Annotated in this window: 16 protein-coding genes; 9 read left to right on the top strand and 7 right to left on the bottom strand. The window is 57.7% G+C overall.

Features of this window, described 5'->3' with window-relative positions:
* Positions 1-21: 21 nt before the first annotated feature.
* The 5 genes from HKX44_RS02980 to HKX44_RS02960 all read left to right on the top strand — a co-directional run bounded on the left by HKX44_RS02980 (position 22) and on the right by HKX44_RS02960 (position 5360).
* The gene (locus HKX44_RS02980) at positions 22-1368 is read left to right on the top strand and encodes a substrate-binding protein (RefSeq protein ID WP_276149812.1); all 1347 of its coding nucleotides are present in this window, start codon (positions 22-24) and stop codon (positions 1366-1368) included.
* A gap of 105 nt (positions 1369-1473) precedes the next feature.
* On the top strand, positions 1474-2505 hold the full coding sequence (locus HKX44_RS02975) for a branched-chain amino acid ABC transporter permease (protein ID WP_276149811.1): 1032 nt from the start codon (positions 1474-1476) through the stop codon (positions 2503-2505).
* Positions 2506-2509: 4 nt separating this feature from the next.
* Positions 2510-3709 carry a branched-chain amino acid ABC transporter permease gene (locus HKX44_RS02970; RefSeq protein WP_276149810.1) on the top strand — a complete coding sequence of 400 codons (1200 nt, stop codon included), beginning with the start codon at positions 2510-2512 and terminating at the stop codon, positions 3707-3709.
* A gap of 11 nt (positions 3710-3720) precedes the next feature.
* Positions 3721-4485, top strand: a complete 765-nt coding sequence (locus HKX44_RS02965; RefSeq protein WP_276149809.1) for an ABC transporter ATP-binding protein — start codon at positions 3721-3723, stop codon at positions 4483-4485.
* Positions 4486-4607: 122 nt separating this feature from the next.
* A complete protein-coding gene (locus HKX44_RS02960; RefSeq protein ID WP_276149808.1) occupies positions 4608-5360 on the top strand; it encodes an ABC transporter ATP-binding protein in 753 nt (250 codons plus the stop codon).
* Positions 5361-5428: 68 nt separating this feature from the next.
* Here the strand turns inward: HKX44_RS02960 and HKX44_RS02955 are convergent, their stop codons facing one another.
* The gene (locus tag HKX44_RS02955) at positions 5429-6937 is read right to left on the bottom strand and encodes an AMP-binding protein (protein ID WP_276149807.1); all 1509 of its coding nucleotides are present in this window, start codon (positions 6935-6937) and stop codon (positions 5429-5431) included.
* Positions 6938-7080: 143 nt separating this feature from the next.
* On the opposite strand from HKX44_RS02955, the gene accB reads away from it, so the two are divergent.
* The 3 genes from accB to aat are packed head-to-tail and all read left to right on the top strand — an operon-like array spanning position 7081 to position 9590.
* A complete protein-coding gene (accB, locus tag HKX44_RS02950; RefSeq protein ID WP_276149806.1) occupies positions 7081-7584 on the top strand; it encodes an acetyl-CoA carboxylase biotin carboxyl carrier protein in 504 nt (167 codons plus the stop codon).
* Positions 7585-7595: 11 nt separating this feature from the next.
* Positions 7596-8948, top strand: coding sequence for an acetyl-CoA carboxylase biotin carboxylase subunit (accC, locus tag HKX44_RS02945; RefSeq protein WP_276149805.1), 1353 nt, complete (start codon positions 7596-7598; stop codon positions 8946-8948).
* A gap of 6 nt (positions 8949-8954) precedes the next feature.
* Positions 8955-9590, top strand: coding sequence for a leucyl/phenylalanyl-tRNA--protein transferase (gene aat / locus HKX44_RS02940; protein WP_276149804.1), 636 nt, complete (start codon positions 8955-8957; stop codon positions 9588-9590).
* Here the strand turns inward: aat and HKX44_RS02935 are convergent.
* Positions 9554-9931 carry a DUF2155 domain-containing protein gene (locus HKX44_RS02935; protein WP_346348165.1) on the bottom strand — a complete coding sequence of 126 codons (378 nt, stop codon included), beginning with the start codon at positions 9929-9931 and terminating at the stop codon, positions 9554-9556. The genes aat and HKX44_RS02935 overlap by 37 nt on opposite strands.
* On the bottom strand, positions 9928-10311 hold the full coding sequence (locus HKX44_RS02930; protein WP_276150789.1) for an NADH:ubiquinone oxidoreductase subunit NDUFA12: 384 nt from the start codon (positions 10309-10311) through the stop codon (positions 9928-9930). The genes HKX44_RS02935 and HKX44_RS02930 overlap by 4 nt, the downstream gene beginning before the upstream one ends.
* Before the next feature lie 177 nt (positions 10312-10488).
* On the opposite strand from HKX44_RS02930, the gene HKX44_RS02925 reads away from it, so the two are divergent.
* Positions 10489-12204: a glycosyltransferase 61 family protein gene (locus tag HKX44_RS02925; protein WP_276149803.1), complete on the top strand. Its 1716-nt coding sequence runs from the start codon at positions 10489-10491 to the stop codon at positions 12202-12204.
* Here the strand turns inward: HKX44_RS02925 and HKX44_RS02920 are convergent.
* From HKX44_RS02920 to HKX44_RS02905, 4 genes are all read right to left on the bottom strand, one after another.
* A complete protein-coding gene (locus HKX44_RS02920) occupies positions 12201-12563 on the bottom strand; it encodes a RidA family protein (protein WP_276150788.1) in 363 nt (120 codons plus the stop codon). The genes HKX44_RS02925 and HKX44_RS02920 overlap by 4 nt on opposite strands.
* A 268-nt stretch (positions 12564-12831) precedes the next feature.
* On the bottom strand, positions 12832-14097 hold the full coding sequence (gene clpX, locus HKX44_RS02915; protein WP_276149802.1) for an ATP-dependent Clp protease ATP-binding subunit ClpX: 1266 nt from the start codon (positions 14095-14097) through the stop codon (positions 12832-12834).
* 123 nt (positions 14098-14220) lie between these two features.
* The gene (locus HKX44_RS02910; RefSeq protein ID WP_276149801.1) at positions 14221-14886 is read right to left on the bottom strand and encodes an ATP-dependent Clp protease proteolytic subunit; all 666 of its coding nucleotides are present in this window, start codon (positions 14884-14886) and stop codon (positions 14221-14223) included.
* A gap of 384 nt (positions 14887-15270) precedes the next feature.
* Complete coding sequence (locus tag HKX44_RS02905) at positions 15271-16494, bottom strand: zinc ABC transporter substrate-binding protein (protein WP_276149800.1); 1224 nt, start codon at positions 16492-16494, stop codon at positions 15271-15273.
* Positions 16495-16507 lie beyond the last annotated feature (13 nt).

Genomic DNA, 16507 nt, shown 5'->3' with positions numbered 1-16507 from the left:
TTACAACCCCGGGAGGAACTCATGTCATTTTCGAACCCCACACGTCGTGGTCTGATTAAAACAGGTGCTGTTGCAAGCGCCGGTCTGGCGCTGCCGACCTATTTGCGCGCCGACGGCCATGCCGGTTTCACCAACGCACCGCAGGGCAGCACTGTCACATTGGGCTTTAACGTCCCCCAATCCGGCCCCTATGCCGACGAGGGTGCTGACGAACTGCGCGCCTACGAGTTGGCTGTTGAACACCTGAATGGTGGCGGCGATGGCGGCCTGATGAACACTTTCAGCTCGGATGCGTTGAAAGGAAACGGTATTCTCGGCAAGAAGGTCGAGTACGTCACAGGCGATACACAGACCAAATCAGATGCTGCACGCGCCTCTGCAAAGTCGATGATCGAAAAAGACGGTGCCGTAATGGTCACCGGCGGTTCGTCCTCTGGTGTGGCCGTTGCGGTTCAGGCGCTTTGCCAAGAGGCGGGCGTTATCTTTATGGCGGGCCTCACGCACTCCAACGACACAACAGGTAAGGACAAGCGGGCCAATGGCTTCCGCCACTTCTTCAACTCCTATATGTCCGGTGCCGCCCTTGCGCCGGTTCTGGCCGCCAACTATGGCACAGACCGCAAGGCATATCACCTGACCGCGGATTACAACTGGGGTTACACAACCGAGGAAGCGGTTCGTTCCTCAACAGAGGCCATGGGCTGGGAAACAGTTGCGGCTGTAAAGACACCGCTGACCCAGACCGACTTTTCTGCCTATATCGCGCCTGTGCTGCAATCCGGCGCGGATGTGCTGGTGCTGAACCACTACGGCGGCAACATGGTGAACTCGCTGACGAATGCGGTTCAGTTTGGCCTGCGTGACAAGCTGGTCAACGACAAGAACTTTGAAATCGTTGTTCCACTCTACTCGCGCCTGATGGCGAAAGGTGCCGGTGCCAACGTTAAAGGCATCTTTGGTTCCACCAACTGGCACTGGTCGTTGCAAGACGAAGGTTCAAAGGCCTTTGTCAAATCCTTCGGCACGAAATACGGCTTCCCTCCCTCACAGGCGGCACACACCTGCTATGTTCAGGCGCTGCTCTATGCGGATGCGGTTGAACGGGCTGGGTCTTTCAACCCCTGTGCGGTTGTTGAAGCGCTGGAAGATTTCGAATTCGACGGCATGGGCAACGGCAAGACCCTCTACCGTGGCGCGGATCACCAGTGCTTTAAGGACGTGTTGGTTGTGAAGGGTAAAGAGAACCCGACATCGGAATTCGATCTTCTGGAAATCGTGGAAGTGACCCCTGTCGAGCAGGTAACATACGATCCCGATCACCCGCAGATGGCGGGCGGCTCACTGGGGTCCTGTAACCCGGGCGCATAAGCGCGACAGGGTCAAGTTACTTAATCAACTGAACTTTCAGGGCGAGGACCTTCTTCGCCCTGACCTTGGCCCATTTGGGCTGACCGCGCTTGGAGGTGGGGCACCATGGACGCAATTATCCTGCAAATTCTCAACGGTCTGGACAAGGGATCTGCCTATGCGCTGATTGCCTTGGGGCTGACCTTGATCTTCGGTACGCTTGGTGTGGTAAACTTTGCCCACGGCGCGCTGTTTATGATTGGTGCCTTCTGCGCCGTAACCTTTAGCAAGATGCTGTCGTTCAGCCATACGATCATCGACGAGACGCAAAAGGACTTCCTTGGCAATCCGCTTAAGGTGGACGTCCCCTATATCCATGACCTGTTCGGACAGGCCACCGGGAACGCGATCATCGACTGGGCGGTGCCGCTTTCGATCCTGTTCACCATCCCTGTGATGATCGGCATCGGCTTTGTAATGGAACGCGGGCTGATCAAACATTTCTACAAACGCCCCCATGCGGACCAGATCCTTGTGACCTTCGGCCTTGCGATCGTTTTGCAAGAGGTGATCAAGTATTTCTACGGGGCCAACCCCATTCCAACCCCCGCCCCGGCGGTCTTTGCCGGATCATTCGATTTCGGCGCAATGTTGGGGTTTGACGCTAATTCCATCATCTACCCCTACTGGCGACTGGTCTATTTTGCGTTTTCGGCGCTAATCATCGGCGCGGTCTTTGCGTTCTTGCAATTCACCACCTTTGGCATGGTGGTACGGGCCGGCATGGCGGATCGGGAAACCGTGGGGCTGCTGGGCATCAATATCGACAAACGCTTTACCATCATGTTCGGCATCGCGGCTGCGGTCGCGGGGCTGGCCGGTGTGATGTATGCACCGATCAACTCACCCAATTACCATATGGGCATGGATTTTCTGGTTCTCAGCTTTGTGGTTGTGGTTGTCGGCGGCATGGGCTCCCTGCCCGGCGCGGTGCTGGCGGGCTTCCTGCTGGGTATTCTTGAAAGCTTTGCCTCAATGGCCGCCGTTTTGGAGATCATCCCCGGGATCAACCAGATCATCATCTATCTGGTGGCGATTATCATTCTATTGACCCGACCACGCGGCCTGATGGGGCGCAAAGGCGTGATGGAGGAGTAAGAACATGTTCGGACTTAACAAAAAAGACACGGGTATTCTGCTGGTCGTGGCCTTCCTCGCCCTTGCCGCCCCCTTCATCCTGAACCCCTTCCCCGAAGGTTCAGCCATGGCACAGTTCAACGCGGGCTATCCTGACCTGATGCAACGTCTGGTAATCTTTGGCATCTTTGCCATCGGGTTCAATATCCTGTTTGGCCTTACCGGCTATCTCAGCTTTGGCCATGCGGCGTTTCTGGGTGTCGGGTCTTATGCAGCAATCTGGATGATGAAGCTGCTGACAATGAACGTGGTGCCTGCCATCATCGTGTCAGTGCTGTTTGCCGGGCTATTCTCGCTGTTGGTGGGCTGGATTTCCCTGCGCCGCTCGGGCATCTACTTCTCGATCCTGACGCTGGCTTTTGCCCAGATGTCCTATGCTCTGGCCTATTCGGTTTTGACCCCGATTACCGGTGGTGAAACGGGCTTGCAGCCAAAATACGACGATCCGCGCATCCTTGACGGGACGTTGGAGGCAGGCCAGTCACCACGGGCAAACCTGTTCGGGCTGGAAATGAACGACGGGTTCGAGCTGGCCATGGGCAACTGGGTATTCACCTTTAACGCCGGCTATTACATCGCGGCGGTTGTCATGCTGATCGCCTTTTACCTGTCGATCCGCATCTTCCGCTCCCCTTTCGGGATGATGCTGCGGGCAGTCAAATCGAACCAGCAGCGGATGAATTACACCGGCCTGAACACCAAACCCTATACTTTGGCAGCTTTTGTCATCTCAGGCATGTATGCCGGTCTGGCCGGCGGCCTTCTGGTGGCGATGGACACGCAGGTGGGGGCGGAACGCATGTTTTGGACCGCATCCGGCGAAGTTGTCCTGATGACCATTCTAGGCGGTGCCGGCACTTTGATCGGCCCTGTGCTGGGCGCAGGCTTTATCAAATACATGGAGAACATCGTCTCCAAGATCAACAAATCGGTGTTGGAACAGTGGTTCGCCTTTATGCCCGACGGCATCGAAGACGTGATGATCGCGCTGGTCTATCCATTTGTCGGCAAAGGCTGGCACCTGACGCTGGGCCTGCTGTTCATGCTGGTTGTGATCTTTCTGCCCGGTGGTCTGGTTGAAGGCGGCCAGCGCATCGCGAAAATGTTCCGCGGCAAAAAGGCGTCGGACGACACAACTGACGCCAGCAAAACACCTGCAGAATAAGGAAAGACATCATGGCTATTCTTGAAGTAAAAAATGTAGGCAAACGGTTTGGCGGCCTTCAGGCGCTGGGCGATGTGAACCTGAACATCGCGGAAAACTCCTGTCATGCGATTATCGGGCCAAACGGGGCCGGTAAATCCACACTGTTGAATTGTCTGGTTGGCAAATTGACCCCCGACACCGGGTCAGTCATGTTTGACGGTCAGTCGGTGCTGGGGCGCAAACCTTATGAAATCAACCAGATGGGCATTTCTCGGGTGTTCCAGACACCCGAGATTTTCGGAGATCTGAACGTCATGGAAAACATGATGATCCCCTGTTTTGCCAAACGTGACGGTGCCTTTCGGATGCACGCGCTGGAAAGCATCGGTCAGGAACGCGACATCATCGCCAAAGCCGAGGAAATGCTGGTCGACATGAAGCTGATCGACAAGCGCGAGATGCAGGCATCCTCTATGTCGCGCGGCGACAAACGCCGTCTGGAAATCGCCATGTGTCTGGCGCAGGACCCACGCCTGTTGCTGCTGGATGAACCCACAGCGGGGATGGCGCGGGCGGACACCAACAATACCATCGACCTGTTGAAACAGATCAAGGAAGAGCGCGACATCACCATCGCCATCATCGAACATGACATGCATGTGGTGTTCTCCCTGTCGGATCGGATCACCGTTCTCGCCCAAGGCACCCCGCTGGTCGAAGACACTCCGGACAAAATCAAGGGCCACCCGAAAGTACGTGAGGCCTATCTGGGCGAAATTCAGGAAGCGGCCTGACCCGCGCGGGGTGCAGCGGGTAATGCTCGTATCACCCCGCCCTTCGCCCCCCTGCATGTCCTTCCGCCCCTCTGCCGACCCCCTAAGGTGGGTGCCCCCTGCCGTCAAAAAGGATCACGATTATGACCACCCAAACGCTTGAGAAAAACGCCAACCATGCAGCCACTGCCCCGGCCTTTCTGTCGGTCTGGAACCTTGAGGCCTATTATGGCGAAAGCTATATCGTTCAGGGCATCAGCTTTAATGTGCATGAGGGTGAAATCCTTGCCCTGCTGGGGCGCAACGGTGCTGGCAAAACCTCGACATTGCGCGCCATTGCGCGGATGTCCTCACCTGAAGTTCACAAAGGGGAAATCTGGCTTGATCACCAGCCCCTGCACAAGATGCAGTCCTTTGAGGCCGCCCAGGCCGGGCTGGGACTGGTGCCGGAAGACCGTTCCATCATTCCCGGCCTGACCGTCGAAGAGAACCTGAAACTGGCGCAAATCGCCCCGCCCATCGGGTGGTCACTGGAGCGTATCTATGACCTTTTCCCGCGTCTGGGGGAACGTAAATCACAGGATGGTGTCACCCTGTCGGGTGGCGAACAGCAGATGCTAGCAATTGCCCGGGCTTTGGCGCGCGACATCAAGGTGTTGTTGCTGGACGAACCCTATGAAGGTCTGGCACCGGTGATTGTGGACGAGATCGAAAAGACACTTGGCATCATCAAGGAACAGGGCATCACGACGATTCTGGTTGAACAGAACGCTGTGCGGGCGCTGCAACTGGCGGATCGTGCGGTCATTCTGGACACCGGCGGGATTGTCTTTGACGGCACTGCGCAAGAGGTGCTGGACAATGCTGAGCTGCGCGCGGAATACCTCGCGATCTGATCGGTACGGCTTGCAAACGGGCCAGATTTTATTGAAAAGTCCGGCCCGAAAATTTTAGAAATTTTCGGTCACTGCCGCGCGAGTAAGGCACGCAGATCGGTTTTCAAAACCTTGCCATAGTTGTTCTTCGGCAGAGCATCGAGCCAGACATAGACCTTGGGCCGTTTGAACCGCGCAATATGTTCAAGACACAGCTGGTCCAACGCCGCCTCCTTGGCCTCTCCCACAACGAACGCCACGATTTCCTCGCCCCATTCGGCATGTGGACGCCCCACCACCGAAACCTCGCGCACCCCGTCATGCATCAATATGACCTCCTCCACCTCGCGCGGATAGACGTTTGATCCGCCAGTGATGATCACATCCTTGCTGCGGTCCCTCAGGGTCAGGTATCCGGCCTTGTCCAACACCCCCACATCCCCTGTCATCAACCACCCATCGCGCAGAGTCTTTTCGGTTGCGCCCGGGTTCTGCCAATAGCCTGGCATCACCGTGGCACCGCGCACCATAATCTCGCCTTCGATGCCGGCCGGAACTGGCACCCCATCAGGGCCGGCGATCCGGACCTCGATGCCCGCTTGCGCGCGTCCAACCGAAGCCAGGCGGTTGCGCCAGTCGCGGTGTGTACGGTCCATCACATCAGCCCGCGACAGGGCGGTGATCCCCATCGGACATTCCCCCTGCCCGTAGATCTGCACAAAGACCGGTCCAAACCAATCTGAGGCCTCAAGAATATCCGCCAGATACATCGGCCCACCGGCATAGACGACCGTGCGCAACCCGGTGCCTTTTGCCCCCAGCGCCTTGGCCTTATGTGTCAGACGCTTGACCATTGTCGGGGCGGCGAACATGTGAACCGATCCATGTGCGGCGGCCAAGTCCAGTATCTCCTTTGGATCAAACCCGCCCGATACCGGAAAGACATGGCGCGCACCGGCCTGCACATGCATCACCGCATAGAGCCCGGCCCCATGGCTGAGCGGGGCGGCATAGAGGGCGGCATCTTCGGCACGGACAGTATCCACGTCGCGACCATAACTCTGCGCCATGGATGCTAGCATCCCGTGGGTGATGATCACCCCTTTGGGTTGGCCGGTGGTGCCCGAGGTATAGAAAAGCCAAGCCAGATCAGCGGCGCTGCGCGCGGTAATGTCGGTTCGGGCCACTGCGTCCGAAATCGCTTGGCCAAACCCGGTGTCATCCACATCTATCACCCGTGTGTGCAGGTTGGTCTGCACCAATGCGGCCGCCTGCCCGGCGCTGGCCAGCACCAGTTTCGCACCGGAATCCGCGACAATAAACGCCGCTTCCCGTCCATGCAGCTTGGCGTTGATGGGCACCGCGGCGGCCCCAACCTTCCAGATACCATAGAGACAGACCAGAAACGCCGGCGTGTTCTTCATGAAAATCGCAACCCGGTCGCCCGCCGATACGCCCTGTGCTTCCAGCCATCCCGCAACCTGACTGACGCGGCGGGCGAACCCCGCGTAATCCGCATCCTGCCCTGTGCCGGTGATCAACGCCGGTGCCCAAGGGGTCGCTTTGGCGGACCGGTCCAGCCCGTGTGACAAATTCATCCTGTTTCTCCTTGCATGGGCAACATGCATGCCATGTCCGCAACACACAACTGGCGGCTTTTCACGCTGCACACATTGGCCTATAAGCAACTCTGACGTAACGGCGCGAAACACCGCCGGACAAGGGACAAGTCGAGGAAAATATGACTAAAAATACCCATGACGCGGATGTGGCCTTCATCCGGGCGCTGGCCGAGTTGTTGAATGAAAATGACCTGACTGAATTGCAGGTCAAGCGTGACTATGCCGAGGACGACAGTCTGAACGTCCGCGTCAGCCGCAAACCGCCGCAACAAATCATGGCAGCGCCGCAGATGCAGGCCACTGTCGCCGCGCCCGCCGCTGCTGCCCCCGCCGCCGCCGCGGCGCCAGCAGCTGCCGCAACCGAAGAGGCCGCAGACCCGGCCAGCCATCCCGGGGCGGTCACGTCACCGATGGTCGGCACCGTCTATATGCAAGCGGAACCCGGCGCGCCCGCGTTCATCTCTGTCGGGGCCACGATTTCCGAAGGCGACACCCTGCTGATTGTCGAAGCGATGAAGACCATGAACCACATCCCCGCCCCGCGCTCTGGCACGATCAAGCGCATTCTGGTCGGTGACGGTGATGCGGTTGAATTCGGCGCACCGCTGGTCATCATCGAATAGGGTGGTCGCAAATGTTCAATAAAATCCTAGTCGCCAACCGGGGTGAAATTGCCCTGCGGGTGATCCGGGCCGCCCGCGAAATGGGCGTCGGCACTGTCGCTGTGCATTCCACGGCCGACAGCGATGCGATGCATGTGCGTATGGCCGATGAATCGGTCTGCGTTGGCCCGCCCTCGTCGATGCAATCCTATCTGTCGATCCCTGCAATCATTGCCGCCTGCGAAATCACCGGTGCCGAAGCGATCCACCCCGGCTATGGCTTTCTGTCTGAAAACGCCGGTTTTGTGCAGGTGGTTCAGGATCACGGGCTGACCTTTATCGGACCCACAGCCGAGCATATCAGGGTGATGGGGGATAAGATCACCGCCAAGGATACCATGAAAAAGCTGGGTGTGCCTTGCGTCCCGGGTTCTGCCGGGGGTGTTGCCACCCTTGAAGAAGCCAAAGCGCTTGGCGCGGAAATGGGCTATCCGGTGATCATCAAGGCCACGGCAGGTGGCGGCGGCAAGGGCATGAAGGTTGCGCAAACGGCAGCGGAAATGGAACGCGCCTTTCAGACCGCGCGCGCTGAGGGAAAATCAAACTTTGGCAATGACGAAGTCTATATTGAGAAATACCTGACCACGCCGCGCCACATCGAAATTCAAGTGTTCGGCGATGGCAAGGGTCGTGCCGTACATCTGGGCGAGCGGGATTGCTCCCTTCAGCGCCGCCACCAGAAGGTATTCGAAGAGGCCCCCGGCCCCGCGATTTCCGCTGAGGAACGCGCACGTATCGGCAAGGTCTGCGCCGACGCCATGGGCGATATCAACTATATCGGTGCCGGCACAATCGAGTTCCTTTATGAAAACGGCGAATTCTATTTCATCGAAATGAACACCCGTTTGCAGGTGGAACATCCAGTCACCGAAGCCATCTTTGGCGTCGATCTGGTACGCGAGCAAATCCGTGTCGCCGCCGGGATGGACATGTCGTTCCATCAGGAAGACCTGAAGATCAACGGCCACTCCATCGAGGTGCGGATCAACGCAGAGAAACTGCCGAACTTCAGCCCCTGCCCCGGACGGATCACCCAGTATCATGCGCCCGGCGGATTGGGGGTGCGGATGGACAGCGCCCTTTATGACGGCTATTCCATCCCCCCCTATTACGACAGTCTGATTGGTAAGCTGATCGTGCATGGTCGCGACCGCCCCGAAGCGCTGGCGCGTCTGAACCGTGCATTGGGTGAATTGATCGTTGATGGTGTCGATACCACTGTGCCGCTGTTTCACGCGCTTCTGGAAGAACCGGATGTGCAGGCAGGTAACTACAACATTCACTGGCTGGAACACTGGCTGGAAACCAACCTTGGTAATACCTGACTGGTAATGTCGGAACTGACGCCAGAGCTGCTCTTGCATGGCTATGCCATCGGGATTTTCCCGATGGCAGAACACCGTGATGACCCGGAAATTTTCTGGGTCGATCCGGAACGGCGCGGCATCCTGCCCTTGGACGGTTTTCACCTTTCCCGATCTTTGGCCCGCGCCATGCGACGCAGCACATTCAACGTGCGTATCAACAGTGATTTTGACGGTGTGGTCGCCGCCTGTGCAGACCGGCCTGAAACCTGGATAAACGCCGAAATCTCTTTACTTTACAGTGCCCTGCACGCCAAAGGCAAAGCCCATTCCTTTGAAATCTGGGATAACGACGATCTGGTCGGCGGTGTTTACGGCGTGACATTGGGGGCTGCATTCTTCGGCGAAAGCATGTTTTCGCGGCGCACTAATGCATCAAAGATGGCATTAGCCGCATTGGTCGATCACCTGAACCGAACCGGCTTTGCGCTGTTTGACACGCAGTTCCTGACGTCACATCTGGCTTCACTCGGGGCCATGGAAATCACCCGCCGCGCGTATCATGCACGCCTTGAACACGCGACCGCACAGCAAGCCCTATTTACCTCGGAAGATGTTTTACCACTCTATGATGTTGTGCAGCGGATGACCCAAACGTCATAACGCTGGTGTTCCAAAGCGGACAGCGCCGGTGCGGATGCGATCATCCAACCCGAAAACAGCACACCTTCTTTACCGTTTTCAGAAATTTCCAACGCAGCATAGGCGTTGCCAGAGGGATTCCCCGCAGGATAGCGGCATTCGTTCATCACGATCTGCAAAGACCCAATGCGAAAGGCCTGACCCGCGCGCATTTCAAAATCGGTGGTCTGACCGGAGGTCTTATCGAGCGCACGCAGAACACCGCCCGACGCATTGCTGGCCTGCTGCGCGGCAAGCGGCGCGCCAGCCAGCGCGCCAAGGGCTGCCATCACCGCCAGAACGGAACGAAACGGCGTTTTCACTCGGGGCTCCACGCCTCGTAGTCTGAACGGTCTTTCGGGGTTTCCTTACGCAGTGATCCCGCAGGCGCATAGGCCAGCATGGTCCCTGTCAGGTTCTCAACATGCGGCTTTTCCCATGGCTTATGCGCCATCGGCTTGTCCGTGGGCGGCTCATCCCAGGTATGGTGCAACCAGCCGTGCCAATCAGGTGACACGCGGCTCGCCTCCATCTCGCCATTAAACATAACCCAGCGACGGGTGTTATCAGCGTTACGAAAATAGGTATTTCCCTGCTCGTCCTCGCCAACTTTCACGCCCTTACGCCAGCTCCAAAGCTGTGTGTTCAGGGTGTTGCCATGCCACCAGGTCAATCCCCGGAATATAGTGTTCAGAATGCCCATGATGCTCTCCGCGCTCAACTTGATCCGGTTATGCACCACTGCGTCGGCCACGTCCAGCAGACCTGTACAAGTGTTGCGGCAAAGACTCGTGTAAAGACCGCAAAATCGTTGAAATTCGTATAGCCATTGGCGCGCTTTGCCCGCGAAGCTATTGTTTCCAAAACGGAGACACCGGTGATGCCAGCCAAACCCACCAGAGATGACGCCAGCACCCATGTGGCCGAATGCCACGGGATCATGGTGCCGGACAGCCCGATGCTCACCCCCGTCTGGATCAACAAGATCAACGCGGCACGGTACGAACGCCACGAAATTGCCGGCGCGCTCAAGGTTGTCCGACAAGGCGATACCGTGCTGGAAATCGGCGCGGAAATCGGGCTGCTTGGGGCGGTAGTCGCCCGAAACGCCAAGCCAGCCAGAATTGTCACTGTAGAAAGCGATCCTGCGCGGATTGCCCCTATCAATGCCTTATATCAGATGAACGGATTGGACCGCACGATTGAGCTGCGCAGTGCCGCCTTGACCTACGCAACTGCTGGGGTGGATCACCCCCCGGTCCATCCCGACGTACCAACTGCGAATTTTAAACAACTGCACAAGGAACTTGCCCCCGACGTGGTGTTGATCAAGGCGGCAGGTGGCGAACTGGGGCTTTTGCGTGCGGCATCGCTAAAGGGCATCCGCGCGCTGGTCATCGAGTTCAACCCAGACGTTTACGGGCGCGACGGTATGCGCGAATGCAAAACCCTGATCGAAAATGCCGGCTTTGCCAAGGTGCCCGATCATTGCACACGGTTTGTCTGGACCTGTGTGCGCGATGAAACGCTGCAAGGGCCGATGCCCGACGTCGCATGGACCTCGCAAACCACTACCCTGGAAAACGCTATTGTTGTCCCGCCAAGCGATCAGGAATTTGTGCAACAGGCAGGCGTGCTGACCGCAGAGGGTACGTATCACGGCGAAGGGGCATTGTGGCGCAACGGACGTGCCCTGACCATCGCGCCGCAAATGCCCGAGGGACCGTTGAAAACCCGCAAGGGCACGTGGCTTTGGGGCGGGGTTCTGTGGATGCACTTTGGTCACTTTCTAGTGGAAAGCACATCACGACTCTGGGCGCTTGACCACCTGAAGCATGAAATTGACGGCATCCTGTTTGTGCCCAAACGCCCCCGCAATGCGGATGAGGTGTCGCAATACCAACGCGATCTGGTGCGCCTGATGGGCACCGATGCCCCGGTGGTCTGTACCCCCGACCCCGAACAGGTCGAACGGCTTATTGTGCCCGGACAGGGATTTGGCCTTGGCCCGATGATCACCGGCACCGATGCCTTCCGCCAAGCCTTTGCCAATCGCTTTGCCAAAAGCGTTCAGGCGGACGGGCCGGAAAAACTCTATGTCAGCCGCAGCAAACTGCCCTCAGGGCGGGGTAACCTGATCGGCGAAACAGAGCTGGAAACCTATCTGATCAAAGAAGGCTATGTCGTCTATCATCCGGAAAAACACGATATTCACCACCAGATCGCGACCTATAAAGGGGCCAGAAAAGTCATCGCCGCCGAAGGATCAACCCTGCATATGCTGGCAATGGTTGCGGACCCCGCCACCGATGTCGCAATGATCGTTCGCCGCCCTTCTGGTGCGACGCGCAACCTTGAGCGCCACCTGGAATCCTTTACTGGCCGCGCCCCCGTCAGCATCACCCACCTGTTGCGCTCATGGAAACCGCTGGGTGCCGCCAAACCCCGGATGTGGATGGGCGAACTGGACATGCCAGCCCTGCAAAACGCACTGGCCGAGGCCGGCTTCATTTCCCAAACATCCACGCCTTGGGTGTCGCTTGACCCCGAGGATGTCCAAAAACGTCTTGGCGACAAATTTGAGGTGGTGACCTAAGCGGGCAACACCGCTGTCACCTCGATTTCGATCCGGTATTTGGGGTCGATCAAGCCGCATTCGATCATCGTAGCGGCTGGCGGGTTCTCGCCAAACGCCGCAACCAGAACCGGCCAACACGGGGCAAATTCCTGCCGATCCGGCAGCATATAGGTCACCCGCACCACATCGGCAAACCCAACACCCGCCTCTTCCAGCGCCTTTCCAATGACCTCCAGCGCGTGGCGGCATTGGCTGACCACATCTTCGCCCTGCCCCACAGTGCCGGCCACATGGACAAAACCACCTGCCACAACCGCACGGCAATAGCCAATTTTGGCCTCAAATTCGCCGCCTGAATAAATCCGCTTCATCGCCATTTTCCTGTTGGTTTCGGAGCCGCCCTTGCCTGAGAACAGACAGCCTGATGGGCGCGGCAACGTCAAGGGAAATTGCCGAGGGCCCCGCTTGCGGGAGACGGCCATTTCACTTGAGGGTGGCGCGCCCATCAGGCAGGCAGAGATCAGTCAAGGGAGGGGCCGCAAACCAATGTTGGTTATGGTGAGCCCCGCGGCCCCTTTTCCCTGCACAAACAAAAAGGGCGCGTCCATGACACGCCCCTTTCAAAAACCTATACGTCAACGCGCCTTAGCCTGCGCTTGCGGGCTCTTTTTCGGCTTCGCCGTGGATCATCAAGGGCGCAGCGTCCGAAGTAACGGACTCTTCATTGACCACAACCTCATTGACCGATTCCAACCCGGGCAGATCAAACATCGTATCCAGCAGGATATCTTCAAGGATAGAGCGCAACCCGCGCGCACCGGTCTTGCGTTCGATGGCCCGCTTGGCAATCGCCATCAGTGCATCATCGGTAAAGCTCAACTGGGTATCTTCCAGTTCGAACAAACGCTGGTATTGCTTGACCAAAGCGTTCTTAGGCTGCGTCAGGATTGTGACCAGCGCGTCCTCGTCCAGATCTTCCAGCGTTGCCAACACCGGCAAACGGCCAACAAATTCCGGGATCAAACCGAATTTCAGCAGGTCTTCCGGCTCAAGATCGGTGAAAATCTCGCCGATGCCGCGGGCGTCATTGTCACGCACATCCGCGCCGAACCCCATCGCAGACCCTTTGCCACGTGCGGCAATGATCTTGTCCAGACCAGCAAAGGCACCGCCACAGATGAACAGAATGTTCGTTGTGTCGACCTGCAGGAATTCCTGTTGCGGATGCTTGCGCCCGCCCTGTGGTGGTACAGAGGCGACTGTGCCTTCCATCAACTTCAGCAAGGCCTGCTGCACACCCTCACCCGACACGTCACGGGTAATCGACGGGTTCTCGGATTTGCGCGTGATTTTGTCGACCTCGTCAATATAGACGATGCCGCGCTGCGCACGCTCAACATTGTACTCGGATGCCTGCAACAGCTTGAGAATAATGTTCTCAACATCTTCACCGACATAGCCAGCTTCGGTCAATGTGGTCGCATCCGCCATTGTAAACGGTACGTCCAGAATCCGCGCCAGTGTCTGGGCCAACAGGGTCTTACCGCAACCGGTCGGACCAATCAGCAGGATGTTGGATTTCGCCAGTTCGATATCGCCGCCCTTCTGGGCATGGTTCAACCGCTTGTAGTGGTTGTGTACCGCCACCGACAAAACCCGTTTCGCCGTGGCCTGACCGATCACATAATCGTCCAGAACCTCGCAGATATCTTTGGGCGTGGGCACACCATCCGTGGCTTTCAGCCCTGACGCCTTGGTCTCTTCGCGGATGATGTCCATGCACAGTTCGACACATTCATCACAGATGAACACGGTCGGCCCGGCAATTAGCTTGCGCACCTCATGCTGGCTTTTGCCGCAGAAACTACAGTAGAGGGTGTTTTTGCTATCACCGCTGGAATTATTCGCCATGTCAGCCCTTTCAGGTCTGTCGTGAATTGTGCGCGCCAAATCAGACGCGCGGTCCTAACCTCAAACACTAAGCCAGTGCCTAGGGCGCTACAATCGCAAAATCGCAGCGCCTAAGGCTTTGGCCTACTTGTCGCCTTTGCCCTTCTTAGGCTTGCTTTTCGGCGCGTCGTTATCGTCTTCTTTGCCGCGGTTTGCAACAATCTCGTCGATGTGGCCCCACTCCAATGCCTCGCTTGGCGTCATCCAGAGGTCGCGATCCAGCGCTTTTTGCACAGTCTCATAATCCTGACCGGAGTGTTTCATGTAAAGCTGGTACATCCGTTCACGGGTCTGTTCGATGTGGCGCGCCGAAATCAGGATATCGGTGGCCTTGCCTTGGGAACCGCCTGAGGGCTGGTGTACCATCACTTCGGCGTTTGGCAGGGCAAAACGCATGCCTTTTTCGCCACCGATGGCAATCACCGACCCCATCGAGGCCGCCATACCACAGATCAGCGTCGACACCTTGGGGCGGATGTACTGCATGGTGTCATAGATCGACAGACCGGCAGAGACTTCGCCACCGGGCGAGTTGATATACATGCTGATTTCCTTGGACGGGTTTTCCGCTTCAAGGTGCAGCAGCTGCGCCACGATCAGGTGGCTCATGCCGCTGTGGATCGGCCCATTGATGAAAATGATCCGTTCTTTCAACAGCCGCGAGAAAATATCGTAGGCCCGTTCGCCCCTGCTGGTCTGTTCAACGACCATGGGAACGAGGTTCATGTAGGTTTCATAGGGATCATTCATCTGTGCTTGCCTGTATCTGCGTTTGCGGGACCATACCCGCATAACCGTTATCATCAGATTAGTCGCGGGCCGGGGGAGCTTCAAGGGGGGCGCAGCCCAGGGAGGCGGGAATACGGGCCGCCCCCCTCTTAATCACAGGCAATGACAATGAGGTTAATGACAAGCGCAAGGCGGTTGGGCCTGCGCAGACAAGGGGTTGCGCGGGCCGGTGCCACCGTAGTCGGATGCCGGCATGAACACATAAATTTGTTTGCATCCCGGTTTGGCACCAGAGTGCCCGCGCACTATGTCAGAAAACAACAGGGCGACCCCAGCAAGGACCGCCCTGACAAACCACACAGATCGTTGCCCGCCCCCGAGTGAGGTTGGCAGGGCCGCAGCAGGTTATGGTGCGAGGCAATCCGCGATGGACGTGGCAACACCACGGATCAGATCACCATAAAGGTCAGCCCCCGGCGTCAACGCTGCCCCAAGCGGATCAAGCATCGCCAGCTTTGTCGCCTGCCCTTCGAACACGGTCTCCAACAACGCGGTGTTCATCTGTGGTTCTGCAAAAGCACAGACAGGCGCTGCCTCGGTTACCTGAGCGCGCAAAGCTGCGACCCGCGCCGCCCCCGGAGCCGCCGCATCGCCGGTGCTGACTGCGGCAACGGATTCGACACCAAACCGCGCTTCGAAATAATGATAAGCGTCGTGGAATACGATAAACGGACGCCCCTGTGCGGCTTTCAACTGCGCGGTTACTTCTTGTGTAAGGGTCGCCAATTCGGCCTGACCCTCTTCGGCATTCTGATGGTAGATCGTCGCGTTTTCCGGATCCAGATCAGACAGGGCAACGGCGATTGCCTCAAGTGCGACAGCGGCGTTTGCCGGGTCGAGCCAGATATGGGGGTCCTGCCGTTCACCATCAGCGTGCTGTGCATGGGCGTCATTAGATTTTTCATGGTCGTGATCGTCATGGCCCTCTTCGTTATGGGCCGCTTCATCATGGGCATGATCACCCTCTTCTTTGTGGCTGTCCTCCGCATGGGCGTCGTGGTTGTGTTCATCATGGGCATGCTCGTCATGTCCTTCGTGATCGGCGTGATCATGACCTTCGTGCTTACCATCATCATGGGCCGCTGCGTCGTGTCCGTGCCCCTCATGGTCTTCATGCCCCTCATGATCATCGTGGCCTTCATGATCATCGTGGTCTTCATGATCATCATGGGCGTCGTGCCCTCCATGATCATGCCCGTGATCATGGTCATGGGCGTTTTCAAAACCTGCTCCGGTACGGAACCCAAGCAACGACATGCCATCTGCATCCATCAGCGCCAGTTTATGCGCCTGCGGGGCCAATGCGTCGATCGGGTCGGCAAGCCAGGGCGTCAATCCGGAACCGACCCAAACCACCAGATCTGCACCGCTCAGGCTGCGGGCCTCGGAAGGGCGCATCGCGTAGCCATGCGGCGAGGCACCGGGCGGAACCACCAGATCGGGTGTTCCCACGCCCTGCATCACACGGGACACAAGACTATGCACCGGTGCGATGTCCACCGCGACGGCAGGCACCTCTGCGCGGGCCATTGCAGGCAGGACCGTTAAGGCTAGAAATAGATAACGCATGGTATCCTCCAAA

Origin of the sequence: Sulfitobacter sp. M05 (assembly GCF_029285175.1) — a bacterium.
In the GTDB taxonomy this organism is placed as follows: Bacteria; Pseudomonadota; Alphaproteobacteria; order Rhodobacterales; family Rhodobacteraceae; genus Sulfitobacter.
Note: the sequence above shows the minus strand (reverse complement) of the source record. Positions and strands in the feature narration are given on the sequence as shown.